The sequence below is a fragment of the Shewanella marina JCM 15074 genome (assembly GCF_000614975.1).
In the GTDB taxonomy this organism is placed as follows: Bacteria; Pseudomonadota; Gammaproteobacteria; order Enterobacterales; family Shewanellaceae; genus Shewanella; species Shewanella marina.
In genome coordinates this window covers 1-25,425 of record NZ_BALM01000033.1, presented here as the reverse complement: position 1 = coordinate 25,425, position 25,425 = coordinate 1, and the positions used below count along the sequence as shown (strand labels likewise).

Below are 25,425 nucleotides of genomic sequence, written 5' to 3'. Positions count from 1 at the left end.
GGTTATTTTTTAAGTTATACCCAAAATAATGGTGGCAATGATGACAACGATAATAAGATGCCCTTGGACGAATGAAGATCCTTTATATCAGGCCTATCATGATGATGAATGGGGGCGGCCCATTTACGACAGCCAAGATCTGTTTGCTAAGCTTTGTCTTGATGGTCAGCAAGCGGGACTTTCTTGGTATACAATTTTAAAAAAACGCGATAACTATTATCAGGCATACGCTAATTTTGAACCGGCTAAAATAGTGCTATTTACTGAACAGGATATCGAACGCCTAATGCAAGATACCGGTATTGTCCGTAATAAATTAAAAGTAAATTCTGTTATTAAGAATGCCAAAGGTTTTTTAGCGCTGCAGCAACAAGGTATCGATTTTAGTGAATTCTTATGGGACTTTGTTGATGGCAAACCTGTCATGAATCAGTATCAGACAATGGCCGAAGTTCCTACACAAACACCAGCATCTGAAGCGATGTCGAAAGCACTTAAAAAGTTAGGTTTCACTTTCGTTGGACCAACGATTTGCTATGCATTTATGCAAGCAGTGGGGATGGTGAATGATCATCTAGTGAATTGTCATTGCTATAACAAAGTAGCAAATAAATAAAAAAAGGGGATGTTCCACGTGGAACATCCCTTTAGTTTTTATACTGAGTTACTTTTCAAAATAGAATGGAGTTCGTTTGGTTTGTTCACCATTGAGCAAGTTCATGGTTTCGGCATCATATAATTTTCCGTTGACCATGGTGTATTCGACTTTGTCTGACTGACGAATATCTTTAAGTGGATTGCCATCAATCACAATTAGATCGGCTAGCTTACCTTGGCTAATTGAACCTAACTGCTTATCCATTCCAAAATGAACTGCTGGGTTAATTGTTGCTGTTTTAAGAACCTCTAGATTACTCATACCACCTTGGGCAAACATCCACATTTCCCAGTGAGCGGCTAATCCTTCACGTTGACCATGAGCGCCAATGTTGGGTTTTATGCCAAGCTTATTAACTTCATTTGCCACTTTCGCGACATTGAAATGATTGTAATGTTCATCTGGTGCTTTAGGGCGACGCATTGAACGAGCCTGTAGAAATTCTGCAGGTACATATTTTGATAGTCGCGGATGAGCCCAAACTTCAGTTTTATCATACCAATAGTTTTCACCAGAAATACCACCGTAAGCCACGACTAAGGTTGGGGTATAGCCGACTTCGGTCTGGCTCCATAATTGTTTAATATCATCATAAATAGCGCCTGCAGGTAATGAGTGTTCAATACCAGTATGGCCGTCAACAATCATACTGAGGTTATGTTGTAATAGGCTTCCGCCTTCAGGGACGACCATCATATCGAGTTCACGTGCGGCGGCGATAACTTGCTGTCTTTGGTTACGTCTTGGTTGGTTGTAGCTTTTAACACTGAATGCGCCGACTTTTTTGAGTCGTTCTAAATGGAACTTGGCATCTTCTAAACTATCAATATGGGAAGTATAGCCCGGTATATTTGCGCCATATAAAATGGTACCGGTTGAGAAGATTCTTGGCGCAGCAATCTTACCTGCTTTTTGCTGCTCGGCTGCGGCAAAGATTTCTGTAGTGTCATTAGATGGGTCGTGAATACTGGTTACCCCTAATGCCATGGCGGCATACATATTCCAGTTTTGCTGCGGGATAATTTCATCTTCGCCTTGGGCACCATGAGCATCAAATAATCCCGGCATAATGGTTTTACCACTAATGTCATACACTTTGGCGTCTTTAGGAATAGGGACATCAGCTTTTGCACCAACAGCGCTAATTTTGTTATCCGTGACAACCACAACACCATCAGCAATCACTTGGTCATTATCCATCGTGATGACTTGGCCACCAACAAAAGCAATTGTTCCACGTGGAACATCTACTGATTGTTCGAAACCGATATCGGTAATAGTCGGTTTGTCTGCTTGCTTTGTTTGGTAATTAGCATCGATATCAACTTGGTATAATTCTGGTCCTAAGGTCCAATACAGCGTTTTATTATTGGCTTGCCAGCTAATACTTTCACCGGCACGAACACTTAATTGAGTGATGGGAAGGTTATTTGCCTTAGGGCCTATATCGATGGTTTCACCATGTTTGGCAAATGGTGTGACAAATACTTTAAAGCGTTCAGCAAAAGCTAATTGATTACCATCAGGAGATATTCTGAATTCAGTCGCATGCTTGCTTGTGTAGTGAACCCGTTTTTCAAAGCCTGTTAAATTGATTGAGGCAAACTCGGGTGTTTTACCTTGCTGGATAAAATAGACTCGATTATTGTCGGCACCAAATTGAGGTTGTTTACCCTGATTACTGAGTTTAATCGGTTGTTCTTTATCTAAATCTAAAACGTAAAGTCCTGGGTTTTGCGACCATTCTGGTGGGGTGATATAACCGCCTTTGGCTTTACGATAGACCACTTTGTTACCATCTGGTGAGAAGGTCGCTTCAATATATTTACCCAGTTCATTGGTAATGGTTTTGCTGCGCTTATTTCTAACACTGACAATTTTGAGGCTGCCTTGGTCTTGATCATTCCAAGTGCTATAGACAATGTATTTGCCATCACGGGACCATTTAGGGTCGAGTTCGCTGATATTATCTTTTAACTTGGTAAGGCGTTTTATTTTGCCGTCAGGTAATGACTTTAACCATAATTTACCTAGTGCTTCGTATACCACCATTTTGCCATTAGGTGAGACTTGCGCCATACGTAGCATTTTGACATCAAATTTTTCTTGATCTAAATTCTGCTCATATCTGACGGCAGGTTGTACGGCTAGCTCGGTATTAACCGTGAAGGGGATTTGTTTGACTTGTTTATCGGTAATATCAATTTTATTGATCTTACCTTGTGCCCAGAAGTAAATTTGTTCGCTGTCTTGATCCCAAGCCATGGTTGGATAGACACCATGAATTGCCCATGTTTCTTGCATATCTCGATCAAGCTGATTGTAAATTTGTTCAATCTTGCCTGATGTGAGATCTAATAAATAAAGTGACGATTGAAAACCATCACGCCTGATAAAAGCTAATTTTTTACCATCTGGACTTGGGGTTGGTCTAATGGCACCGCCAGTGCCCTCGAGCACGATATCAATTTCACCGCTTTGGGTATCGTAGCGCTTAATTTTATATATGCCTTTGACTGAGTCTTTAGAATAATGAAAGGTTTTGCCGGGCGTCGCATCTTGACTGAAATAGATGTAGCGACCATCTGGTGAGTAAGCAGGCTCGCCTAAATCTTTTTGTTCATTTGGACGCTCTGTTAATTTGACACCTTTGCCGCCTGCAACGTGATATAACCAGACTTCTCCTGCACCTAAACTCCGTGAACCGGTAAAGTGTTTTCGAGCGACTAAATATTGTGAATCTGGACTCCAAGCTGGACTGTTTAGCAATCTGAAAGTCTCATCGGTCACTGCTCTTGGATTACTCCCATCTGCAGCCATTACCCAAATATTATCGCCACCATTCTCATCTGAAGTAAAAGCAATGTATTGACCATCAGGGCTATAAGTTGGCTGCATTTGCCATGCGATGCCTGAAGCGAGTTTTTTAGCTTCTCCACCTGAAACTGGGATTTGGTAAATATCGCCCAATAAATCAAACACAATATGTTGACCATTAGGACTTAAACTTAGATTCATCCAAGTACCTTGGTTAACATTGATTTTGATTTGTTCTAGTGGCGCATTAGCGGGGTGGTTAACTTGCCATTTATCGGTGTCTGATTCGGCAAAAGTGAGGGGAGTAAATACCATAGCTATGGCTGCGCATAGCGGTTTGAGTTGTTGTTTTAACATGTGCAATCCTAGCGTCGTTGAAAATAATCATTATTTCAACGTTAGGATTGTATATTTTATAGACAGGATAAAGCGATTGTCAGTAACAATTAGTTTCTTATTAATTAGCTAGCATTACTGAATAATAGCTTGTCACCAATATGAATTTCACCGTCTTGAAGCACTCGGCAAGTCACGCCACCACGCCAATCTGGTTCTAGTGCCTGGCGCAGGCCTGAGTACGCTAACTCCATTTTATTACAAGGATCTGTTTCACCTGTAATTTCTAAAATGAGTTGACCAATTTGAACTTGTTTGCCGACATCTTCAGCACTAAAAATAATATCATCAATTAAGATGTTTGCCCGTCTAACCGTCCAGACTAAAGGCAATTCCATTTGCTCACAGACCGTTTGCCATTGTTGTTTAGAAAGTAAGGTCACTTGTCTTTTGCCTGGTCTGCCGTAAACGTCACCGACTATGCCTTTAGCACAAGTGACTTGGCTAGTATTGAGTAATTGCATTGGGGCATTTTTCTTTGCTTTAAAAGCAATGGCAGCGACAGTCGGCATAGTTGAGTCCTTATAATCCTTTCTTTATTAAGTAGCGATAAGGGGTGACTTCGGTATTACTGGCAATTAAGGTGTGATCCATAAATTGACAAAAACTCGGAATATCTCGAGTGGTTGCAGGATCATCTGCAATAATAAGTAATGTTTCACCATCAGCCATATGGCGCACTGTTTTGCGGATCATCATAACGGGTTCAGGACAACGTAGTCCTAATGCATCAAGCTCATGTTGTGCAGTTGCAAAAAGTTCGCTCATACATCCTCAGCGATTAGATTTAAATTACAATTGGCTAATTTTACTGCAGTGATAGCGATGGGGCAATGTTCCACGTGGAACAATATAAAAAACCGTCTATAAAAGACGGCTTTATAAGGCGCATATTTAAAATTTACAATTAATCGACACGTTCGAAGATCGTTGCGATGCCTTGGCCTAAACCGATACACATAGTCGCTAAACCATATTTAGCATTTTTAGCTTCCATTAGATTAATTAGCGTTGTTGAAATACGTGCGCCTGAGCAGCCGAGGGGATGACCTAACGCAATGGCACCACCATTTAAGTTAACCTTATCTTCAACAACTTCAAGTAAGCCTAAGTCTTTAACGCAAGGCAGTGATTGTGCAGCAAAGGCTTCATTTAATTCAATCACATCCATATCTTCAATGGTTAGTCCGGCGCGAGCTAATGCTTTTTGAGTGGCTGGTACTGGGCCATAACCCATAATTGCAGCATCACAACCTGCAACTGCCATTGCTTTAATACGAGCGCGAATTGGCAGTCCTAAAGCTTTCGCTTTTTCCTCTTCCATGACCAACATGGCTGAAGCGCCATCTGATAGTGCTGATGATGTACCTGCGGTAACGGTACCATTAGCGGGATCAAATACCGGACGTAAGCTAGCAAGTGATTCCATGGTTGTTTCTGGACGAATGACTTCATCATGTTCAACCAATATTAATCCGCCTTCTGCATCATGACCTTCGATTGGATAAATCTCAGCAGCAAATGCACCTGAAGTTGATGCCGTATAAGCACGTTGATGTGAACGGACTGCAAAGGCATCTTGTTGCTCACGGCTAATGCCATGCATTTTGCCTAACATCTCGCCGTTAGGCCCATCATGCCAGATGCTTTTGCAACGTTATTGGCAAGACCTGGATGAAAATCAACACCATGAGTCATTGGTACATGACCCATATGTTCCACACCACCGACAATAAAGGTATCGCCCATACCTGTCATAATTGCCCGTGTTGCTTGGTGTATGGCTTCCATTGAGGAACCACATAAACGGTTAACGGTTACAGCACCTGCTTGTTTGGGGATGCCAGCAAGTAGGGCGGCATTACGTGCAATATTAAAACCTTGTTCTAGGGTTTGCTGTACACAGCCCCAAATCACATCTTCAATGTCGTTAGCATCGAGTTGCGGGTTACGTTTTAATAATCCTTTCATTAATTCTGCTGATAGCGTTTCAGCACGTACATTTCTAAATACGCCAGCCTTTGAACGGCCCATCGGTGTACGAATGCAATCTACAATAACGGCTTGTTTCATTTTGTTATTCCTTTCCTTTAGGCTGGGTAGTAACGACCCTTGTTGGCAGCTAATTGACGCATACCATCAGTTACTTGGTATAGAGCACCTAAATGTGCGTATTGATCGGCAAGTTGAACAAATTTATCAATACCCATGGTATCTAGATAACGGAATACACCACCTCTAAATGGAGGGAAACCTAACCCATAAACCAGCCCCATATCTGCTTCGCTTGGGCTGGCAACAATACCTTCTTCAAGACAACGTACTGTTTCAATAATCATTGGGATCATAGTGCGAGCTATAATCTCATCGCTACCAAATTGTCTGGTTGCACCGAATGCCTCTTCAAGTAATGAATAACTGTTAGGATCTAACTCTTTTTTAGGTTTGCCACGGCGGTCAACTGAATACTGATAGAAACCTTTGCCGTTCTTTTGTCCTAAACGTGCCGCATTAAACATAATATCAATGGCATCTTTTTCTGGTTTAGCCATTCTCTCAGGGAAACCGTCTGCCATTACGCTTTGTGCATGGTGACCTGTATCAAGTCCCACTACATCAAGTAGATAAGCAGGGCCCATTGGCCAGCCAAACTGTTTTTCCATCACTTTATCAACTGCTGCAAAATCAGCACCATCAGCTAATAAGCCATTGAAGCCAGCAAAGTATGGGAACAATACGCGGTTAACAAAGAAGCCTGGGCAGTCATTAACCACGATAGGGGTTTTACCCATTTTGCTTGCATAAGCAACAACGGTAGCGATAGTTTCATCGGTGCTATGTTCGCCTCGAATCACCTCCACTAATGGCATCTTATGAACAGGATTGAAGAAGTGCATACCACAGAAGCGAGTTGGATCTTGTAAGCTTTTAGCAAGCAAGTTAATTGAAATAGTTGAAGTGTTTGAAGCAATAATGGCATCAGCAGCTACCGCTTGTTCAACCTCAGCTAAAACCTGTGCTTTAACTTTTGGATGTTCAACAACGGCTTCAACAATCACATCTGCTTGATTAACGGCATTGTATTCTAAGCTCGGTACAATATTATTAAGTACCTTAGCCATTTTGTCGGGTGTGGAACGGCCACGTTTAATTTGTGCCGCTAGCAACTTTGAGGCTTCATTTAAACCAAGATCAAGTGCAGCTTGGTTAATATCTTTCATTACTATTGGGGTGCCTTTACTGGCACTTTGGTAGGCAATACCACCGCCCATAATACCTGCACCTAATACTGCGGCATGATTAACTGGATGTGCCAGTTTCGATGCTTTTTTAGCTTGGCCTTTGACCATTTGGTCATTTAAAAAGATACCAATAAGCGCTTGCGCAACATCTGTTTTAGCCACTTGTAAAAATGCAGCATGTTCTACCTTGAGGGCACCGCTGCGATCTAACTTAGCGGCTTGCTCTATCACATCAATAGCTGCCATTGGTGCTGGGTAATGTTTACCGGCCACTTTAAATACCATGCCTTTAGCGGTAGCAAAGGCCATTAATGCTTCAAGTTTAGGTAGGGTTAATGGTGCTTGTTTTGCGGCTCGTCGTGATTGCCAATCAATTTTTTCGGCAATTGCTTGTTTCAGTAGTTCAATTGTTTTTTGTTCAAGCTGTGCTGGGGCAACAACCGCGTCTACTGCCCCCACTTTTAAAGCGGCATCGGCTCGATAGTTTTTACCTGTAGTGATCCACTCTAATGCGTTATCGGTACCAATCACTCTAGGTAAACGCACTGTGCCACCAAAGCCTGGAATAATCCCCAGTTTAGTTTCTGGTAAGCCAATTTGGGCGGTGGTGTCAGCAACACGGAAATCTGTTGCTAAGATGGTTTCACAACCGCCACCCAAGGCAAAACCTGAAATAGCAGATGCTGTTGGGAATGGTAAATCTTCCAGCTTATTAAAAATGTCGTTTGCTTCAATTAGCCATTGCTGCAATGTCGCATCATCGGCAGCGAACAAACCTAGAAATTCGGTAATATCTGCACCAACAATAAAATTATCTTTGCTTGTTGTAAGCACTAAGCCTGTTATTTCTGGCGTTGCTTTAATAGCATCAAGCGCTGAATTTAATGCTTGTAGCGATGCCTGATCGAGCTTATTAACTGAATCAGATGCGTTAAAGCATAAGCGGGCAATGTTATCTTCAAGTCGTTCAACTTGAATCGTAGGGCTTTGGTAGATCATTACTTGCTTCCTTTTGCTTAGGTTGTATTCCATTACATTTATCGTAATTGAATAGGCTTCCTTTTTTACAGCAGTCTAGGTCATCGATTGACCACTTATCATCCAGTTTGCTTGTAAATTAGTGAAATTACAACACTCAATTAAAACACTTGTTTAAATTTTAATTAACAAATGCGTCACCCCATTGTTTATACATATAAAACTACTGCTTGGATTTGCTATGATTAAGCTTATCTGTAGCATGTCGAATATTTCGATACCGCCATAAATTGATATAAATAAGATGAGATTGGTTTGAGTGATAGTTATTTAATTCCGGCAACAGAGTTAGTTTTTGAAGAAGAGATAAAACATAGTCGTTTTATTACCTTATTATTTGCGTGTGATAGCGCAGATAGTTTTCGTCAACAGATGATATTGGCGAGACAAACATATCCTGGAGCCACTCATTATTGTTATGCCTATGTATTAGGGCGGCCAACTGACTCTATAAATATTGGTTCAAGCGATGATGGCGAGCATCGGGTAGTGCCGGACGACCAATGTTGGCGACTTTACAAGGGGCTAATATTGGCGAAATTGGTGCAATTGTTATTCGTTATTATGGTGGCACTAAGCTTGGGGTTGGTGGTTTGGTTCGTGCTTATACTTCGGGCATGAAGCAAGGCTTAACACAATTAGTCACGCAATTAAAACAGATCCGTTATCCAGCAAAGCTGGATTGTGATTATGCTCAACTTAGAGATATAGAATATCTACTGCAGAAGTTTGATGCGGTAATAGAAGATAAGCAGTTTGCTGAAAATATCTCGATTACTTTCTCATTAGCAAAAGCTGCGCAAATCGAGTTTAACTTAGAGTTAGCAACGATGACTCACGGATTAGTGCAAGCAGAGTTTGATATTGCTTAAGGCTGAGATCTTTTTGTGACACAATGGATAATTATTTATATGGATATTTTCACAATCATGCCGTTAGCTTATATAGCACTGCATTGGAAAACGTAAACGCATAATGCAATATCGAACGATAATAAGAATTACAGGGCTATTAATCGCTCTCTTTTCAATTACTATGCTGCCGCCAGCATTAATTGCCGTTATTTATAAGGACGGTGGTGGTACGCCATTTATTCAATCATTTTTTGTCAGTATCGTGATTGGTTTTATATTGTGGTATCCCAATCGACAACAAAAAGCTGAATTAAGAACAAGGGAAGGTTTTTTAATTGTCACCCTGTTTTGGACGGTATTGGGTTTCATTGGTACTTTGCCATTTATTTTCTCTAGCCAACCTGATTTAAGTTATACCGATAGTGTGTTCGAATCATTTTCAGCATTGACGACGACGGGGGCAACCGTCATTGTCGGGTTAGACGACCTGCCTAAAGCAATTTTATTCTATCGCCATTTATTACAATGGTTAGGTGGTATGGGTATCATTGTTTTAGCGGTAGCTATTTTACCCGTATTGGGTATTGGTGGTATGCAGCTGTATCGAGCTGAGATTCCCGGCCCAGTAAAAGACTCCAAAATGACGCCGCGTATTGCAGAAACTGCCAAGGTGCTTTGGTATATCTATTTAGCATTAACCATTGCCTGTGCATTAGCATATTGGCTCGCGGGTATGACCGCATTTGATGCCATTTGTCACTCTTTCTCTACCATTGCGATTGGCGGATTTTCTACCCATGATGCCAGCATGGGCTATTTTAATAGTCCAACAATTAATATGATTTGTGTGGTATTTCTATTAATTGCGGCTGTGAATTTTAGTGTCCATTTTGCTGCATTTTGTCGTGGTGGTATCGATTTAAAAGTTTATTGGCGTGATGCTGAGTTTAAGATGCTATTGCTTATTCAGTTTGTATTAACCGCTATTTGCTTTTTAACACTTTATAAATCTGGGGTTTATGACACACCAGAGCAAACCTTAGATCATGCTTTATTCCAAGCGGTTTCTATTTCTACAACGGCGGGGTTTGGTACCCAAAGCTTTAATATGTGGCCGTTATTTTTACCTATGTTGTTAATTTTCTCTAGCTTTATTGGTGGCTGTGGTGGTTCAACCGCTGGCGGCATTAAAGTGATTCGTATGATTCTATTGTTATTACAAGGCTCGCGTGAATTAAAACGCTTAGTTCATCCACGGGCGATGTATTCCATTAGGATCGGCAGCACTGCATTACCTGATCGGGTCGTTGATGCGGTATGGGGATTTTTCTCTGCCTATACTTTAGTATTTGTGTTGTGTATGTTGGCGTTAATGGCGCTAGGCATCGATAACATTACTGCTTTTAGTGCGGTGGCTGCTTGTTTAAATAACTTGGGCCCCGGTCTAGGTGAAGTGGCAAGTAACTACGCATCTATTGGTGATGGTGCGAAATGGGTATTAGTGATTGCGATGCTATTTGGCCGATTAGAAGTATTTACTTTATTAGTGTTATTTACCCCGACGTTCTGGAAGAACTAATGCTTAAGACACTTATTCTTTATTCGACGGTTGATGGTCAAACATTGGCGATTTGCAAACAAATACAGCAAACCTTAACTGAGTTAGGTGAGCAGGTGTGTATTGTTAATTTAGCGGAGAATGAGCAACCTGCTTTAGCTGAGTTTGATAAAGTGTTGATAGGGGCTAGCATTCGCTACGGCAAGTATCGACCTGAATTATTTAAGTTTATTAATGCCCACAGTAAAGTGCTAGACAGTAAGCAAAATGCTTTTTTTAGTGTCAATGTTGTTGCGCGTAAGCCTAATAAAAATACCCCCGAAACCAACCCATATATGAACCAGTTTTTAAAGTTGTCATTATGGCGGCCACAACAACTGGCCGTATTTGCGGGTAAAATTGCTTATCCCCAATATCGGTTTTTTGATCGCATGATGATTAGATTTATTATGTGGATGACCAAAGGGCCGACAGATATATCAAAGGTCTACGAGTTTACTGACTGGCCGGCTGTTAAACGGTTTGGCCAAAGTTTCGCGTATAAAAAAACCTGCTAAGAGCAGGTTTTTTTAATTATTGCTAGCGCTATACATAGCGTTGTTGCAATACAGAAATCACATCGGTTACTTGCTGATTTTTTAGTTTGTAGTAAACCACTTGTGAGCATTTGCGAGTTGATACTAGATCTTCTGCGCGTAGCACAGCTAGATGCTGAGAAAGCGCAGATTGGCTTAATGGCACTGATTCATTTAATTCAGTTACGCTCAATTCGCTATCGTGTAATAGACATAAAATCATCAAACGATAAGGGTTTGCAATGGCTTTTAACCATTTTGCAGCGCCTTCAGCGTGGGGTAAAAGGGTACCAATATTAATTTTAGTTTGCATGAGGGTCAGTCAAATTAGTTGTTATTAGCACATACTAATTAATGGCATATTGGTTGGCAATAAATCTTTAATATCAATGTTTTAATTTATGAGCTAGTGCTAATTATTATAGATAATTTGATCTATGCAGATGAAATCACATGTTTAAAATCAATCTATATTATTATGAGGTAAGATAGCTGGATATATTTTTGTGGTGGATAATTTAATGAAGTCAGTTTTAGTTATTTATTTTTCCCGTGGCGGCCATACCGCTAAGATTGCACAAACAATAGCATCTCAAATAACTGAGCTTGGCGGTCAGTGTGATGTGGTTAACATTAAAGATAACCCACAAATTGAGTGGCACAAATATGATGCTGTTATGGTTGGCGCTTGTGTGCTTTATGGCAGTTATGATAAATCGGTTTTTGCATTTGTTGAACGCTATCAGCAGCAATTGAGCGAACGGCCAAACAGTTTCTTTAGTGTCAATGTGGTGGCACGTAAACCTGAAAAGCGTATTTTAGAAAATAATAAGTATTTACAAAAGTTTATTCAGTTATCACCTTGGCAACCACAACATTTAAAAATTATTGCAGGCAAGGTGGACTATCCATCATGGCCTTGGTATGACCGTTTGGCAATTCAGTTAATTATGAAGATGACGGATGGGCCAACCGATCCCAAGTCCGTGATTGATTACACGGACTGGGATGATGTGAAAGCTTATGCCACTGAAGTTTATGGTCTTGTGAACTAGCTTAATAACGCCAAAACTTGGGATGGAATAAGACGGCGACGGTTAGGATCTCTAATCGTCCCAATAACATTGCGACGGCTAATGCCCATTTAGCCACATCGGGTAAGGTCGCAAAATTGCCTGCTGGGCCAATAATTGGGCCTAATCCTGGACCTACATTTGATACCGCGGTAATTGCACCGGTAAAGCTGGTGACAGGATCTAATCCGGTTAATACTAGAATGATTGAAGTCACTACAATCACCAGCATATAGAGCAGCACAAAGGTCACTAGTGAGCGAATAATATCTTCACTAATCGGGCGGTTGTTGTAGCGTTCTCTAAATACTCCGCGAGGATGGAATTGCTGCTTAAGTTGCTCGCGCATAATGGCGCCAGCGATTTGGAAGCGGAATACTTTGATACCACCAGAAGTTGAGCCTGAACAACTGCCGACAACCATCAAAAATAGGAAGGCAATATTTGCCAAGCCACCCCAAGCTCCGTAGTCAGTTAAACCAAAGCCTGTGGTAGTCACCACCGAAACGACGTTAAAGCTGGTTAGGCGAATAGCATCAACGAATGGCATCTCGCGGGTATCGGACAGCCAAATCCCTAGGCCGATAGATACTAAACTGATAAACACCAAAAAGCCGATAACTTGGGTATCATTCCAAACTTTAAATGATTTCTGTTGAATTGACTGCACAAATAGGAGTAATGGTAATCCACCTGCAGCCATAAATACCGTGCCGACCCATTGCGCGGAGTGGCTAAAGTGCGCCATCGATTGATCTGAGGTTGAGTAGCCGCCAGTCGACAGAGTGGTCATCGCATGATTGGCTGCATCAAACCAGTTCATTCCTGCGAAGTGATAGCCAATTGCACATAAGATAGAAAGCAGAATATAGATATAAAATAACTGTTTAGCCATGTTCTGTGTTCGCGGCATGGCTTTGTCGCTCCACTCAGACGACTCTGTGCGGAACAGTTTCATACCACCGACGTTCAAAAATGGCAGTACTGCTACAGCCATTACAATAAAGCCGATACCACCAAGCCATTGTAATAATGAGCGCCAGATAAGAATACTGTGCGCCATTTTATCTAAGCCAGATAATACCGTAGAGCCTGTGGTGGTAATGCCTGACATGGTTTCAAAAAATGCATCGGTATAATTAATACCGTGATAAAGAGTGAAGGGTAGCGCAGCAAATGCGCTAACAATGACCCAAGTTAAACTGGTGAGTAAAAACATATCTCGAATATTGAGATTAATGCGCTTTCTTTGCCCTCCATGCATACAGATCCCAGCGGCTGATGCGGTGACTAATGCTGAGATTAGAAACGCGCCGACGGTCTCCTCATTCTGCACGAGGGCAAAAATGAGCGGGATGAGCATAAATCCTGCCATCATTGACAGGAACACACCTAAAATAAACAGCAAAGCTCGAAAATTTAACATACAACAGCCTAAAAGAAGAAAGCACTCGGTTGGAATAGTTTTTCAACATCGCCAACAAACTTCTTATTCACTAGGAATAAGATAATGTGATCTCCTTGTTCAATAATGGTTTTATCATGAGCCATTAACACCTCATCATCACGCACAATCGCGCCAATGGTGGTTCCAGGTGGTAGGCGGATATCCCCAATCTGTTTCCCTACAACTTTAGATGTGCTTGAGTCACCATGGGCAATCGCCTCAATGGCTTCTGCTGCACCACGTCTTAATGAGTAAACATTACAAATATCGCCTTGGCGGATATGAGTAAGTAAAGCAGAGATTGTGGCTTGTTGCGGTGAAATCGCAATATCGATATTCGCTTCTTGCACAATATCGACGTAGGCTTCGCGCTGGATGAGTACCATGACTTTTTTGGCTCCCATACGCTTTGCCAATAACGCTGACATAATGTTGGCTTCATCATCGTTAGTGACTGCAATAAACACATCAGTCTGATCGATATGTTCTTCAATCAGCAGCTCTTGATCTGAAGCATCACCACAAAAGACGGTGGTATTCTCCAGTTTTTCTGATAATAACTCAGCGCGCTCAGGTTTATGTTCAAGTAACTTAACTGAGTGATTGCGCTCCAGTCTTTTTGCTAGACCTAAGCCGATGTTACCGCCCCCTGCAATCATGATATTACGGTAGGTATTATCGAGCTTTTGCATCTCACTCATTACTGCGCGAATATGGCGACTATCGGCCACAAAGAACACTTCGTCATCGGCCTCAATAATTGTCGTACCACGCGGCATAATAGGTTTGCCTTGGCGGAAAATTGCCGCTACACGGGTATCAATATTTGGCATATGTTCGCGTAGCGTTGCAAGTGCATTACCCACTAATGGGCCACCATAATAAGCTCGTACAGCAACTAAACTGACACGACCTTCAGCAAATTCTAATACTTGAAGTGCGCCCGGGTATTCAACTAAACGATGAATATAGGCGGTGACTAATTGTTCTGGTGCAATCAGTTCATCAATAATAAAACCACCACGTGGTTTGTTATCGCTCTGTTTGGTTTCACTATCAATAAATAATTTATCGCGCATGGATAAATATTGCTCAGAACGAATACGTGCAATTTTGGTTGGAGTACCAAACAGTGAGTAGGCAATTTGGCAGGCAGCCATATTGCACTCATCACTGTTGGTTACGGCAATCAACATATCAGCATCTTCAGCGCCAGCGTCTTTTAGTACACCAGGGTGAGCTCCATGACCTACAATTACACGTAAGTCATATTTATCTTGTAGGGAGTTTAGTCTTGTTTTGTCACTATCAACGATGGTGATGTCATTATTTTCACCAACCAAGTTTTCAGCTAATGTGCCGCCAACTTGTCCTGCCCCTAAGATGATAATCTTCATAAATTGCCTATTATTTAGATTTAACTAAACGGGCATAGTAGAACCCGTCCATGTTGTCTTGTCCCGGTAAAATTTGCCAGCCGATATCTGCTGCATCTGTTTGATTTGCAATGGCAACTAAAGTTGCATCAGGGGTGCGTTCAAGAAAAGCGGCTATTTGTTGTTTATTTTCTTGAGGTAAAATCGAGCACGTTGCATATAACATGGTTCCACCCGGTTTTAGCCATTGCCAGCAATGATCAATAATTTGATGTTGTAACTTGGCTAACTCGGCAATATCTTTCTCTTTACGTAACCATTTTATATCAGCGTGGCGGCGAATAACCCCAGTTGCTGAACATGGCGCATCAAGTAAGATACGATCAAATTTATCACCTTGCCACCAAGCATCAATATTTGCGGCATCGCCGTGTACAACCTCGGCATTGAGGTGTAAGCGTTCTAAGTTTTGACTCACGCGTTGTAAGCGTTTTTCATCAAAATCGACTGCAACAAGTTTAATTGATGGTTCAGTTTCAAGTAGATGACAACTTTTACCACCGGGCGCGGCACATGCATCTAAAATAAGTTCATTCGCTTGTGGGGCTAATAAGCTGGCTGCCCATTGCGCTGCACCATCTTGAACAGAAACCGCGCCGTCGCTAAAGTGCGGTAAACGATTAACATCGGTAGGTGAACTCAGTAGAATTGCTTCGCTGCTCGTTCCTGCAGTTGCTTCAATTTCTACTTCTGCCAATTGTGCAAGATATTGGTCGCGTGTTTGTGATTGAACATTGTTACGTAACCACATTGGTGGACGTTGGTGACTTTGCTCTATCACTTGTTGCCATTGATCTGGATACGCGTTGCGCAAGGCTTTTACAATCCAAGCGGGAGTATTGTATTTTAAGGTATCGTTATCTTCAGCAAGTTGCGGTTGTTGGCGTTGAATATTACGTAATACACCGTTAACCACTTTAACTAAGCCTTCAAAACGAAGTTGGCGGCATGCTTCAGCTGTTTCAGAGATAGCGGCATGACTTGGAATACGGGTAAAGTAAAGTTGATAACAACCCACTAATAGCAATTGATGAATAATGCGCTGCTTGCCTTTTAAGGGCTTACTCATGCAATCACTAATGCATTTGTCTAATTGAGGTAAATAACGCATCACACCATAACAAAGTTCGGCAACAAGCGCTTTATCTTTACTATTTTCTAAATGTTGCTGTTGAATTGGCAGTGCCACAGAGAGTGACATGCCATTTTCTAATACTTGATAGATAGCTTTAGCTGCAAGTGCGCGTAAGTTGATCATGATTCACCTTCGCTAGCTGATAATACGGTGCCAACAGTAAACCATTCGCCACGAGAATTAAGAATATCGGCTACTGCCATAGGCTTTTTGCCCGGTAATTGCATCTTAGTGATAAGCAAACTACCTTCACCTGTTGCAATTTCAATTCCTGCTTTGTTGGCATTAATAATGGTGCCCGTCGCTGCGGTATGAGTTGTTGCTTGTGGGCTTGCTTGCCATACTTTGATATTACAATCTTGGTGAGCAAAATAACTAACTGGCCACGGGTTAAAAGCACGCACTTCACGATCTAATGTTGTTGCGGCTTTTGACCAATCTAGACGGGCTTCTTCTTTTGATAACTTAGCCGCGTAGTTAGCCAAGCTTTCATCTTGCTTTTCAGCTGTTAAGGTACCTGCTGCGAGTCCGGCTACGGCTTCAACTAGTGCGCTTGGGCCTTGCTCGGCAAGTTTTTCATATAAGCTTGCAGACGTATCGGTATCTTCAATTTTTAGCTCTGTTTTTAGCAGCATATCACCGGTGTCTAAACCGATATCCATCTGCATAATGGTCACGCCAGTGTGGCTATCGCCAGCCCATAGTGCGCGCTGGATCGGTGCTGCACCACGCCAGCGGGGCAAGATTGAACCATGCACATTGATACAACCTAAACGAGGTGCATCTAATGCTGCTTGTGGCAGAATTAAGCCATAAGCCACAACGACCATAAGATCAGCATTTAGGGCTGCTAACTCTTGCTGCGCCGCTTCATTGCGTAGAGATGCAGGTTGGTATACCGGAATATTGTGTTCAACCGCAAGATCTTTTACTGGGCTAGTGGTTAGCTTTTTACCGCGTCCAGCAGGGCTATCAGGCTTAGTGTAAACAGCAATGATATTATGCTCAGATGCTAACAATGCCTGTAAATGACGGGCTGCAAAATCGGGTGTACCTGCAAAAATAATATTTAATGGTTTCAAACTATTTCCTACGCTTGTTTAGCTTGTTGACGAGCTTCTTTTTCAAGTTTTTGTTTAATGCGTTGACGCTTTAATGGCGATAAGTAATCAACAAATAACTTACCTTGTAAATGATCGATTTCATGTTGAATACAGATAGCAAATAAGCCGTCTGCTTCAAGGCTGAATTCATTACCATCACGATCTAATGCCGTTACCGTAACAAATTCACTGCGATCAACATTAGCATAAATGCCTGGGACTGATAGACAGCCCTCTTCATTACTAAAATCGCCTGATTTTTCTGTAATTACTGGATTAATAAATACATTAGGACGTTCAACGTCATCTTGTAAGTCCATCACGATTAATTGATGGTGGTAATCCACTTGAGTTGCCGCAAGGCCAATTCCTTTCGACTCGTACATCGTCTCAAACATATCGTCTATCTGTGTTTGTAATGCCGGTGTAAAGTCGGTAATTGGTGCTGCAACCGTTCTTAGTTTTTCATCGGGAAAACGTAAAACATTTAATAAGGCCATAGATAAGCTCTAACAAGTCTGTCAAATTTTAATCAGTTAGTTATACTGATCACAGTATTGGATTAATTTTAATCCCTACTGGCTAGCAATAACAGTAAAAGCTCGATTTTAGCGTGAACAAACATGGATGCCGCTGATGATACGGATAATAATTTGTGTAATTACTTGTGTGTTTAGCCCCATTTTATGGCTAATTCGGTGCAACTTAAAGCTTCGCACCCAGAAACCTATGTGGTAAAAAAAGGTGATACCTTATGGGATATTGCCGGGATATTTCTTGATGATCCCACTAAATGGCGCGCTTTGTGGCAAGATAATCCACAAATATCAACGCCAGATTTAATCTATCCCGGTGATCGATTAACGCTGGTTATGGTTAATGGCGTGCCCCAACTCGTTAAAAAGCCCTATATCAAAAAAACATTTATTAAAAAAACACCAACAGGACGCATTCAAGCGAAACAACATCCTGTGCCTGCGGTTGAATTATCACATTTCTTACCTTATTTGCAGCATACACAAGTCGTGGATGATGAATGGTTAGTCGAGCAACCGTTAGTGCTGGAAGGTGATAGTGAATCTATTCATTATATATCTGGTGATGTGCTTTATATTAATAAGGCATTACCGTTAGGCACTAAGTATGGTGTTTATCGTCCAGCCAGAGAGTTAGAGCGCGATGACGGTACTGAACTCGGGCGAGAACTGGTATTGGTCAGCACTGGGCAAGTGACGCGAAGTGATAGTGTGTCTGAATTTACTCTATTGAGTAATTATCAAGAAACCAAATCAGGATACCGATTACTGCCTTTAACTGAAGATGTGATGCTGTCAGCTTATTTTTCGCCAGTACCTGCTACCACGGTTGCCGAAGTCAAAGTGATTGCGCTAGGTAAAAATGTACGTGAGATGGGCAAGTTGGATGTAGTTTATCTTGATCGTGGTAGCGAAGATGGTGTCAGTGCTGGTGATGTCTTTGATGTGTATCGCAGCAACCCTCGGGTGGTATTAGACAGTGATGACATGCCTGTGCAGCATAATGATGAAACCACTTACGACAGGTTTAGTGCAGCTGTCTTTGATGATAGTAGCATCAATACACCTGATTATTATCAGGGTAAAGTGATGGTATTTAAGAGTTTTGAACAGGTCAGTTTAGCCTTGATATTAAAATCAAGACGTCCAATCCGGATTGCTGATCAAGTGTATATTCCCACTTCAACCTCTGAATAGTGATTAACGAGCAGGGAGGCCATATGCTAACGGATGAAGAACAGCAATGGCTTACCCTCGCTGCGGTTTCAGGGTTAACCGATGGTCGAATTCAACAATTATTAAAGCAAGTGAGCTTAGCTGATGCTGTTGATTTAGCCGTTAACCATGGTGAACAGTTAAGGCAGCGCTTAAAAGCAAGAAAGCCCATACAATTTCAACCATTTAGAGTTGAACAATCATTAGCTTGGTTAGCGCAATCGCCATCACATTCAATCATTACGTATAGCAGTCAATATTACCCAACCTTATTAAAACAAATTAGTGACCCGCCTTCGGTGTTGTTTGTAAAAGGGGATCCAACTTGTTTATTAAAACCAACGATTGCGGTGGTTGGCAGCCGCAACGCAAGCCATGCAGGCCAACAAATTACTGCGCAAATATGTCAACAACTGGCATTTTCAGGACTACAAATATGCAGTGGTATGGCGTTAGGTATTGATGCTGTAGCACATAAAACCGCATTACAGCATCAACATACTACAGTTGCGGTATTAGGGACGGGAATTGATTGCATTTATCCCAAGCGGCATCAATCTCTTTACTGGGATATTATTAATCAAGGTTGTGTCATTAGTGAGTTTTGGCCAAATACTCAAGCCTTTGCGGGGAATTTTCCCAAACGAAATCGCATTATTAGTGGCATGTCATTAGGTTGCGTAGTGATGGAAGCACAACAAAAAAGTGGTTCATTGATTACGGCAAGAACGGCGTTAGAGCAAAATAGGGAAGTCTTTGCGGTGCCGGGGAATGTGTTAAGTGGTAATAGCCAAGGTTGTCATCAATTAATTAAACAAGGGGCAATGCTAATTGAGTCTGCACAAGATATAATCGAACAAATCGCAACTATTTGTGCCGCACACCTTGAAGGATTACCTTTGCGTCACAATATAGACCAATCAAGCAATACAATTACGCAGCAGTTGCCATTTGCACAAGTGTTAGATAGTGTTAACTATGAGACTACACCAATAGATGTGATAGTCGAGCATAGTGAACAACCTATAGCACAAGTGATGGAACAATTGCTTGAGCTAGAATTACAAGGTTGGGTTGTTGCCGTTCCAGGTGGTTATGTTAGACAAAAGAGGAGCTAAATATGTTTGATATCCTCATGTATCTATTCGAAAACTATGTGCACAGTGAAGCTGAGTTGATGGTAGATGAAGATGAGCTTACCAAAGAGCTTAACCGTGCTGGATTCCATCAGGCGGATATATTAAAAGCCTTATCATGGCTTGAACGCTTAGCGAGTTTACAAGAGAGTGATGGGCCTTATTTAGGGCAACATCAAGCTCAATCATTTCGTATTTACACCAGTCAAGAAATGGATAAGTTAGATACGCAATGTCGTGGTTTTTTGATGTATCTCGAACAGGTTAATGTATTAACTGTTGAAACCCGAGAGATGGTGATCGATCGAGTGATGGAACTCGATGAAGGCACATTAGTATTAGATGATCTTAAATGGGTTATCCTAATGGTGTTATTCAATGTTCCAGGTAATGAATCCGCTTATGAGCAAATGGAAGATTTAATTTTTGAGCAGCCTGAAGGGCGCTTACATTCTTAAATTTTAGCAATAAGTAATAAAAGGGGGCCTAAGCTCCTTTTTTGATCCTCTCAGTCTATAAATCGCTATCAACCAGATATTTAGCGAGATTGAGCAAGCTATTTAGGCTAAAATATAACTCATTATTGAGTGATTTCTATGTGGGTAACAAGCAATGTCGAAAATCGATCAACAGCTTTTTGGTGTAAAAGCTCACGCGTTAGAAAAAGAGTATGAACAATGCCCTTTGTGTGGTGGCGAGTTATCGATTAAACATAGTAAACACGGTAGTTTCTTAGGTTGTAATCAATATCCTACTTGTGAATATTCAAGGCCTTTAGTACAACATGAGGCGATGGAAGCACAAGTGATCACTGGTTCATCATGTCCTGATTGTGGTCATGAGTTAGCGGTTAAGTCTGGCCGTTATGGTATGTTTATTGGATGTACTCAATATCCTCAATGCCAACATATCGAGAAAGCGCAAGCAACGATAGCGAATCAAGTCGATTGCCCCATTTGTAGTAAAGGTCATATGGAACAACGAACGAGTCGTTTTGGTAAAAGTTTTTTTAGTTGTAGTAGCTACCCAAAATGCAAGTTTATTGTTAACTATCCGCCAGTCGCAAAATCTTGCCCTGATTGTGGCTTTGCCATGTTGGTTGAGCGTAAAACTGCGGCAGGTAATCGCCTTGAGTGCCCACAAAAAAGTTGTAAGTACAAATGTAAAGTCGATTAAGGCTACCTATTTTAATCATTGTACTGATAACTATATACTTCATACTATATTCCATCATTTTGAGAGAACATTGATTCTATGTTGCAGTTAAATCCAGAGCAGGCTGCTGAAGTTGTAAAAGAGGGCGGCGTTATTGCTTATCCTACTGAGGCGGTTTATGGCGTTGGTTGTGATCCAGATAATGAACAAGCTCTTGCACAGCTATTAACACTGAAACAGCGCCCATGGCAAAAAGGATTAATTTTGATTGCGGGTCAATTTTCTCAGCTAGAAGATTATGTGGATTTAGCTGCATTGACGTCTGAGCAATTAGCAATGGCTGAACGTCATTGGCCTGGCCCTTATACTTTTATCATGCCAGTTAAGCCACATGTGTCACGTTTGCTGCGTGGTCAATTTGACTCTATTGCTGTACGCGTAACAAATCACCCTATTGTGATTGAATTATGTCAGGCATGTAATAAACCACTCGTTTCAACCAGTGCCAATCTTGCTGGAGAAGCACCGGCAATGAATATTGCTGACTTGCAGCAGCAATTTGCCGATAAATTAAATGCTGTCGTGATGGGATCGCTTGGGCAGCAAATTGCACCATCAACCATTATTGATATTCAAACAGGCAAAATCATACGTAACGGATAAACAAAGGAGCCATTATGCAGCAACCGGATACCCAACAAGTAAAAGCATTTTTATTAGATATACAAGCATATATCTGTCGGGAACTGGCGCAGCTAGATGGCAAAGCGGATTTTATTCGTGATGAATGGCAACGTGATAATCAGACTGGGGGCGGCTTAACTCGAGTACTGACTGATGGCGAAGTATTTGAACAAGCTGGCGTGAACTTTTCACATGTTACTGGTGATAGTATGCCGCTGTCGGCAACCGCGCATCGTCCTGAATTAGAAGGCCGAAGCTATGAAGCGATGGGCGTGTCACTGGTTATTCACCCTAAAAATCCTTTTATTCCGACGACTCACGCCAATGTTCGCTTTTTTATTGCGACTAAACCAGGCGAAGCACCAGTATGGTGGTTTGGTGGTGGCTTTGATTTAACTCCGTATTATCCATTTGATGACGACATTAAACATTGGCATCAAACTGCTGCAGATTTATGTCAGCCATTTGGGGAGGAGATATATCCAAAATATAAGAAGTGGTGTGATGATTACTTTTATCTTCCACATAGAGCAGAGACCAGAGGTGTCGGCGGTCTCTTCTTTGATGATTTGAATCAAGCCAGTTTTGCTGAGTGCTTTGACTTTATGCAAGCTGTCGCAAAAGGCTTTATTCCGGCATATGCTCCTATTGTAGAGCGACGTAAAGATACACCATATAATGAACAACAGCGCCAGTTTCAGCTATACCGTCGTGGGCGTTACGTTGAATTTAATCTCGTTTATGACAGAGGCACCTTGTTTGGCTTACAAAGTGGGGGCCGAACTGAATCAATATTAATGTCGATGCCGCCGTTAGTTCGTTGGCAGTATGATTATCAAGTTGAACCCAATAGCCATGAAGCCAAGTTAGCCAATTACTTAATCGCAAGAGATTGGCTGCAAGAGTTGAGTTAAATCAGTTTTGTTATTATTGATTACGCATATGATCGGCAAGCTTTGCGATAGCATCGCGAATAACTTGCCGATGCTCTGAGTCTGTTACCGATTGCGCTAATGCGTAATCCATACAGCACAGCCACTGATCTCGCAGTTCCTCATCAATCGCAACATGTAGATGCCGTTTTCTTAGCATCGGGTGACCATATTGCTGCTCAAATAATGGTGGCCCACCTAACCAGCCTGAAAGAAATTCAAATAGACGTTGTTCAGCAATATCCAATGGCATCTTATGTACCATCAGCAATTTTTCTAATTGTGGATCTGATTGCATATTTTTATAGAAATGATGGGCAATAGCGGCAACCGTTGTTTGCCCGCCTATATAAGTATAAGCATTAGATGGTTTTGTTTGCGTCGTTGTTGGTTTGCTAAATATACGCTTTAAGATCTGCATCATCTTGTTCCCTCAATCAGATTACTCATGCTATTAATACATTATCTGTTTAAACTAAGGCAATATAAACTTCGCCGAAATCTATATAGGCCATAAGATGCCCGATCAATATGCCGTATTAGGTCACCCCATTAGTCATAGTAAATCCCCCTTTATTCATGCTGAGTTTGCTAAACAAACTCATCAACAAATGATATATCAGGCTATTGATGTTGAGCCCGTAAACTTTGAAAGCTTTATTGCTGATTTTGTTAAAAGTGGTGCGAAAGGGGCTAATGTGACAGTGCCTTTCAAAGAACAAGTTGTTGCCCTATGTCACCAGCTTTCGCCTCAAGCTCAAATGGCTGGTGCGGTTAATACCTTAATTATCGATAATCATGGCAACATCAGCGGCGATAATACTGATGGTGTTGGTTTGGTTAACGACCTACAGCAGTATATTGATCTTAAAAATAAGACGATCTTATTAATCGGTGCTGGTGGTGCAGCAAGAGGAGTCATACTGCCATTATTAGAAGCAAATATTGCATCCTTGACGATAACAAATCGTACGAATGAAAAAGCACAAATATTAGTAGAACGTTTTAAGGCTTTCGGAGTGGTTGATAGCATATTGATGGCGGATCTAAATCAACATTATGATGTCATCATTAATTCAACTTCAGCCAGTATTAGTGGCCAAGTACCAGCGATCCCCTCAGCTATCATAAATAGCAATGTATTGTGTTATGACATGATGTATTGCGAAGGCGATACCAGTTTTAATATGTGGGCCAACAAACTGGGTGCACGCACATTAGATGGCATAGGGATGTTAGTAGGGCAAGCGGCGGTAAGTTTTAATTTATGGCGAGGGGTTCAACCCAACATAAAACCTATAGTAAGTTTATTGAAAGTCCCTCAACAAAAAGAGAGCTAACATGAATCAAGATGTAATTTTTGCTGATATTCAATACTGGGACAGTGAACAACAAAAAATGATTTTTCCTGCACAATCGCAGGGGATGAATATTAGTTGCTGTATTAGTCTAGAACGACTTAAACAAATATCAGAACAAGATCCAATTACAGAAGCTGAAATTATGGCTGTCTTTAATGATAGTCGTTTTGATATTGAAGATATTGCAGAGGCACTCATCGAAGCTGAGGCATTCGATGAGCAAGGGCTAATTCAACTATAAAATGAAATAGTTAGATTAAACGTTATTTAGCTTCTGCCAAATACTCATCTTTAAGGCGAACATAATTAGCTGCAGATTGTGGTAAAAAAGCAAGCTCTGATTCAGTAAGTTGACGAGCTTGTTTTACAGGACTACCCACATACAGATAACCGCTTGCTAAGCGTTTGTTTGGTGGCACTAAGCTGCCAGCACCAATAATGACATCATCTTCGACAATGACGCCATCAAGAATAATTGCCCCCATACCGACTAACACCCTGTTTCCGACCATACAACCATGTAGCATAGCTTTATGGCCTACAGTGACATCGTCACCGATAATGAGAGGGAATCCTTGAGGCAGTTGCTCAGAGGTGCGGGTGACATGTAATACACTGCCGTCCTGCACATTAGTGCGTTTACCTATTTTGATAAAGTTAACATCACCACGTGCAGCAACAAGAGGCCAGATACTGGCATCAGTATCTAAAGTGATAGCGCCAACAAGTACTGCAGAGTCATCTATATATACAGATTCATCAAATTGCGGTTGAGTATGTTTATATTGACGAATGTTAACAGCCATAATAAAGCCCTTATATGGATAAAAAATATCAGTTTTGCATTTAAAAACAGCAACTCGAATGATAAATCAGCAAACGATCATGGGGAATCATTATTTGTTAAAAAAGCGCTTGCGCAAAATCAATATCTCCCTATAATGCGACCTCACTGACACGGCAAGCGGCGCTAAGCTTTAAGTTTGCAGAGTGTAAGCGGTCACTATCTTAAAGTGATTTGAGTGATAAATAACCACTTGAAAATAAACTTTTAAAAAGTAGTTGACGGCGACT

The 25,425-nt window shown here is 41.3% G+C and carries 24 protein-coding genes and 2 pseudogenes; 13 read left to right on the top strand and 13 right to left on the bottom strand.

Features of this window, described 5'->3' with window-relative positions; all coding sequences use genetic code 11:
* Positions 1-37 precede the first annotated feature (37 nt).
* Complete coding sequence (locus JCM15074_RS17910; RefSeq protein WP_037469970.1) at positions 38-616, top strand: DNA-3-methyladenine glycosylase I; 579 nt, start codon at positions 38-40, stop codon at positions 614-616.
* Positions 617-664: 48 nt separating this feature from the next.
* Here JCM15074_RS17910 and JCM15074_RS17905 read toward each other — a convergent pair whose 3' ends face one another.
* From JCM15074_RS17905 to fadB, 5 genes and pseudogenes are all read right to left on the bottom strand, one after another.
* Positions 665-3,832 (bottom strand): amidohydrolase family protein, encoded by a 3,168-nt coding sequence (locus tag JCM15074_RS17905; protein ID WP_025823017.1) that lies wholly within the window; start codon positions 3,830-3,832, stop codon positions 665-667.
* A 104-nt stretch (positions 3,833-3,936) separates the two neighbouring features.
* Positions 3,937-4,383 carry an MOSC domain-containing protein gene (locus JCM15074_RS17900; RefSeq protein WP_025823016.1) on the bottom strand — a complete coding sequence of 149 codons (447 nt, stop codon included), beginning with the start codon at positions 4,381-4,383 and terminating at the stop codon, positions 3,937-3,939.
* A gap of 10 nt (positions 4,384-4,393) precedes the next feature.
* Positions 4,394-4,639, bottom strand: a complete 246-nt coding sequence (gene tusA, locus JCM15074_RS17895; protein ID WP_025823014.1) for a sulfurtransferase TusA — start codon at positions 4,637-4,639, stop codon at positions 4,394-4,396.
* A gap of 139 nt (positions 4,640-4,778) precedes the next feature.
* A pseudogene (gene fadA, locus JCM15074_RS22905) lies at positions 4,779-5,944 on the bottom strand (acetyl-CoA C-acyltransferase FadA).
* Between the two features lie 17 nt (positions 5,945-5,961).
* Positions 5,962-8,112, bottom strand: coding sequence for a fatty acid oxidation complex subunit alpha FadB (gene fadB, locus JCM15074_RS17885; protein ID WP_025823012.1), 2,151 nt, complete (start codon positions 8,110-8,112; stop codon positions 5,962-5,964).
* A gap of 294 nt (positions 8,113-8,406) precedes the next feature.
* Between fadB and JCM15074_RS22900 the strand changes: the two are divergent.
* The 3 genes and pseudogenes from JCM15074_RS22900 (at position 8,407) to hemG (JCM15074_RS17870) (ending at position 11,120) form a co-directional block, all read left to right on the top strand.
* A pseudogene (locus tag JCM15074_RS22900) lies at positions 8,407-9,023 on the top strand (YigZ family protein).
* Positions 9,024-9,126: 103 nt separating this feature from the next.
* Positions 9,127-10,584: a TrkH family potassium uptake protein gene (locus tag JCM15074_RS17875; RefSeq protein ID WP_025823010.1), complete on the top strand. Its 1,458-nt coding sequence runs from the start codon at positions 9,127-9,129 to the stop codon at positions 10,582-10,584.
* The gene (gene hemG / locus JCM15074_RS17870) at positions 10,584-11,120 is read left to right on the top strand and encodes a menaquinone-dependent protoporphyrinogen IX dehydrogenase (RefSeq protein WP_025823008.1); all 537 of its coding nucleotides are present in this window, start codon (positions 10,584-10,586) and stop codon (positions 11,118-11,120) included. Before JCM15074_RS17875 ends, hemG (JCM15074_RS17870) begins: the two co-directional genes overlap by 1 nt.
* 28 nt (positions 11,121-11,148) lie before the next feature.
* Here hemG (JCM15074_RS17870) and JCM15074_RS17865 read toward each other — a convergent pair whose 3' ends face one another.
* Complete coding sequence (locus tag JCM15074_RS17865) at positions 11,149-11,451, bottom strand: ArsR/SmtB family transcription factor (protein WP_025823006.1); 303 nt, start codon at positions 11,449-11,451, stop codon at positions 11,149-11,151.
* 208 nt (positions 11,452-11,659) lie between these two features.
* Here JCM15074_RS17865 and hemG (JCM15074_RS17860) point away from each other — a divergent pair, with 208 nt between their 5' ends.
* Positions 11,660-12,193, top strand: coding sequence for a menaquinone-dependent protoporphyrinogen IX dehydrogenase (hemG, locus tag JCM15074_RS17860; RefSeq protein ID WP_025823003.1), 534 nt, complete (start codon positions 11,660-11,662; stop codon positions 12,191-12,193).
* A gap of 1 nt (position 12,194) precedes the next feature.
* On the opposite strand, the gene JCM15074_RS17855 is transcribed toward hemG (JCM15074_RS17860), so the two are convergent.
* The 5 genes from JCM15074_RS17855 to def are packed head-to-tail and all read right to left on the bottom strand — an operon-like array spanning position 12,195 to position 17,832.
* Positions 12,195-13,637, bottom strand: coding sequence for a TrkH family potassium uptake protein (locus JCM15074_RS17855; RefSeq protein WP_025823002.1), 1,443 nt, complete (start codon positions 13,635-13,637; stop codon positions 12,195-12,197).
* Between the two features lie 8 nt (positions 13,638-13,645).
* Positions 13,646-15,055 carry a Trk system potassium transporter TrkA gene (gene trkA, locus JCM15074_RS17850; protein WP_025823000.1) on the bottom strand — a complete coding sequence of 470 codons (1,410 nt, stop codon included), beginning with the start codon at positions 15,053-15,055 and terminating at the stop codon, positions 13,646-13,648.
* A 10-nt stretch (positions 15,056-15,065) separates the two neighbouring features.
* Positions 15,066-16,349, bottom strand: a complete 1,284-nt coding sequence (gene rsmB / locus JCM15074_RS17845; protein WP_025822999.1) for a 16S rRNA (cytosine(967)-C(5))-methyltransferase RsmB — start codon at positions 16,347-16,349, stop codon at positions 15,066-15,068.
* On the bottom strand, positions 16,349-17,311 hold the full coding sequence (gene fmt, locus JCM15074_RS17840; protein WP_025822998.1) for a methionyl-tRNA formyltransferase: 963 nt from the start codon (positions 17,309-17,311) through the stop codon (positions 16,349-16,351). The genes rsmB and fmt overlap by 1 nt, the downstream gene beginning before the upstream one ends.
* Before the next feature lie 8 nt (positions 17,312-17,319).
* The gene (gene def / locus JCM15074_RS17835) at positions 17,320-17,832 is read right to left on the bottom strand and encodes a peptide deformylase (protein ID WP_025822997.1); all 513 of its coding nucleotides are present in this window, start codon (positions 17,830-17,832) and stop codon (positions 17,320-17,322) included.
* Positions 17,833-18,030: 198 nt separating this feature from the next.
* Between def and JCM15074_RS22895 the strand changes: the two genes are divergently transcribed.
* From JCM15074_RS22895 to hemF, 6 genes are all read left to right on the top strand, one after another.
* On the top strand, positions 18,031-19,065 hold the full coding sequence (locus JCM15074_RS22895) for a LysM peptidoglycan-binding domain-containing protein (RefSeq protein ID WP_051536955.1): 1,035 nt from the start codon (positions 18,031-18,033) through the stop codon (positions 19,063-19,065).
* A gap of 23 nt (positions 19,066-19,088) precedes the next feature.
* Positions 19,089-20,201, top strand: a complete 1,113-nt coding sequence (gene dprA / locus JCM15074_RS17825) for a DNA-processing protein DprA (RefSeq protein ID WP_025822996.1) — start codon at positions 19,089-19,091, stop codon at positions 20,199-20,201.
* A gap of 2 nt (positions 20,202-20,203) precedes the next feature.
* Positions 20,204-20,677 carry a DUF494 family protein gene (locus JCM15074_RS17820; RefSeq protein WP_025822994.1) on the top strand — a complete coding sequence of 158 codons (474 nt, stop codon included), beginning with the start codon at positions 20,204-20,206 and terminating at the stop codon, positions 20,675-20,677.
* A gap of 154 nt (positions 20,678-20,831) precedes the next feature.
* Positions 20,832-21,395: a DNA topoisomerase family protein gene (locus tag JCM15074_RS17815; protein WP_025822992.1), complete on the top strand. Its 564-nt coding sequence runs from the start codon at positions 20,832-20,834 to the stop codon at positions 21,393-21,395.
* Positions 21,396-21,473: 78 nt separating this feature from the next.
* On the top strand, positions 21,474-22,037 hold the full coding sequence (tsaC, locus tag JCM15074_RS17810; protein WP_025822990.1) for an L-threonylcarbamoyladenylate synthase type 1 TsaC: 564 nt from the start codon (positions 21,474-21,476) through the stop codon (positions 22,035-22,037).
* A gap of 14 nt (positions 22,038-22,051) precedes the next feature.
* Positions 22,052-22,972: an oxygen-dependent coproporphyrinogen oxidase gene (hemF, locus tag JCM15074_RS17805; protein WP_025822988.1), complete on the top strand. Its 921-nt coding sequence runs from the start codon at positions 22,052-22,054 to the stop codon at positions 22,970-22,972.
* A gap of 13 nt (positions 22,973-22,985) precedes the next feature.
* Here hemF and JCM15074_RS17800 read toward each other — a convergent pair whose 3' ends face one another.
* On the bottom strand, positions 22,986-23,411 hold the full coding sequence (locus JCM15074_RS17800) for a group II truncated hemoglobin (RefSeq protein ID WP_025822986.1): 426 nt from the start codon (positions 23,409-23,411) through the stop codon (positions 22,986-22,988).
* A gap of 97 nt (positions 23,412-23,508) precedes the next feature.
* Between JCM15074_RS17800 and aroE the strand changes: the two genes are divergently transcribed.
* Both aroE and JCM15074_RS17790 read left to right on the top strand, forming a co-directional pair.
* A complete protein-coding gene (gene aroE, locus JCM15074_RS17795) occupies positions 23,509-24,330 on the top strand; it encodes a shikimate dehydrogenase (protein WP_025822984.1) in 822 nt (273 codons plus the stop codon).
* A gap of 1 nt (position 24,331) precedes the next feature.
* A complete protein-coding gene (locus tag JCM15074_RS17790) occupies positions 24,332-24,592 on the top strand; it encodes a DUF1488 family protein (RefSeq protein WP_025822982.1) in 261 nt (86 codons plus the stop codon).
* 22 nt (positions 24,593-24,614) lie between these two features.
* Here the strand turns inward: JCM15074_RS17790 and JCM15074_RS17785 are convergent, their stop codons facing one another.
* The gene (locus JCM15074_RS17785; protein ID WP_025822980.1) at positions 24,615-25,157 is read right to left on the bottom strand and encodes a gamma carbonic anhydrase family protein; all 543 of its coding nucleotides are present in this window, start codon (positions 25,155-25,157) and stop codon (positions 24,615-24,617) included.
* Positions 25,158-25,425 lie beyond the last annotated feature (268 nt).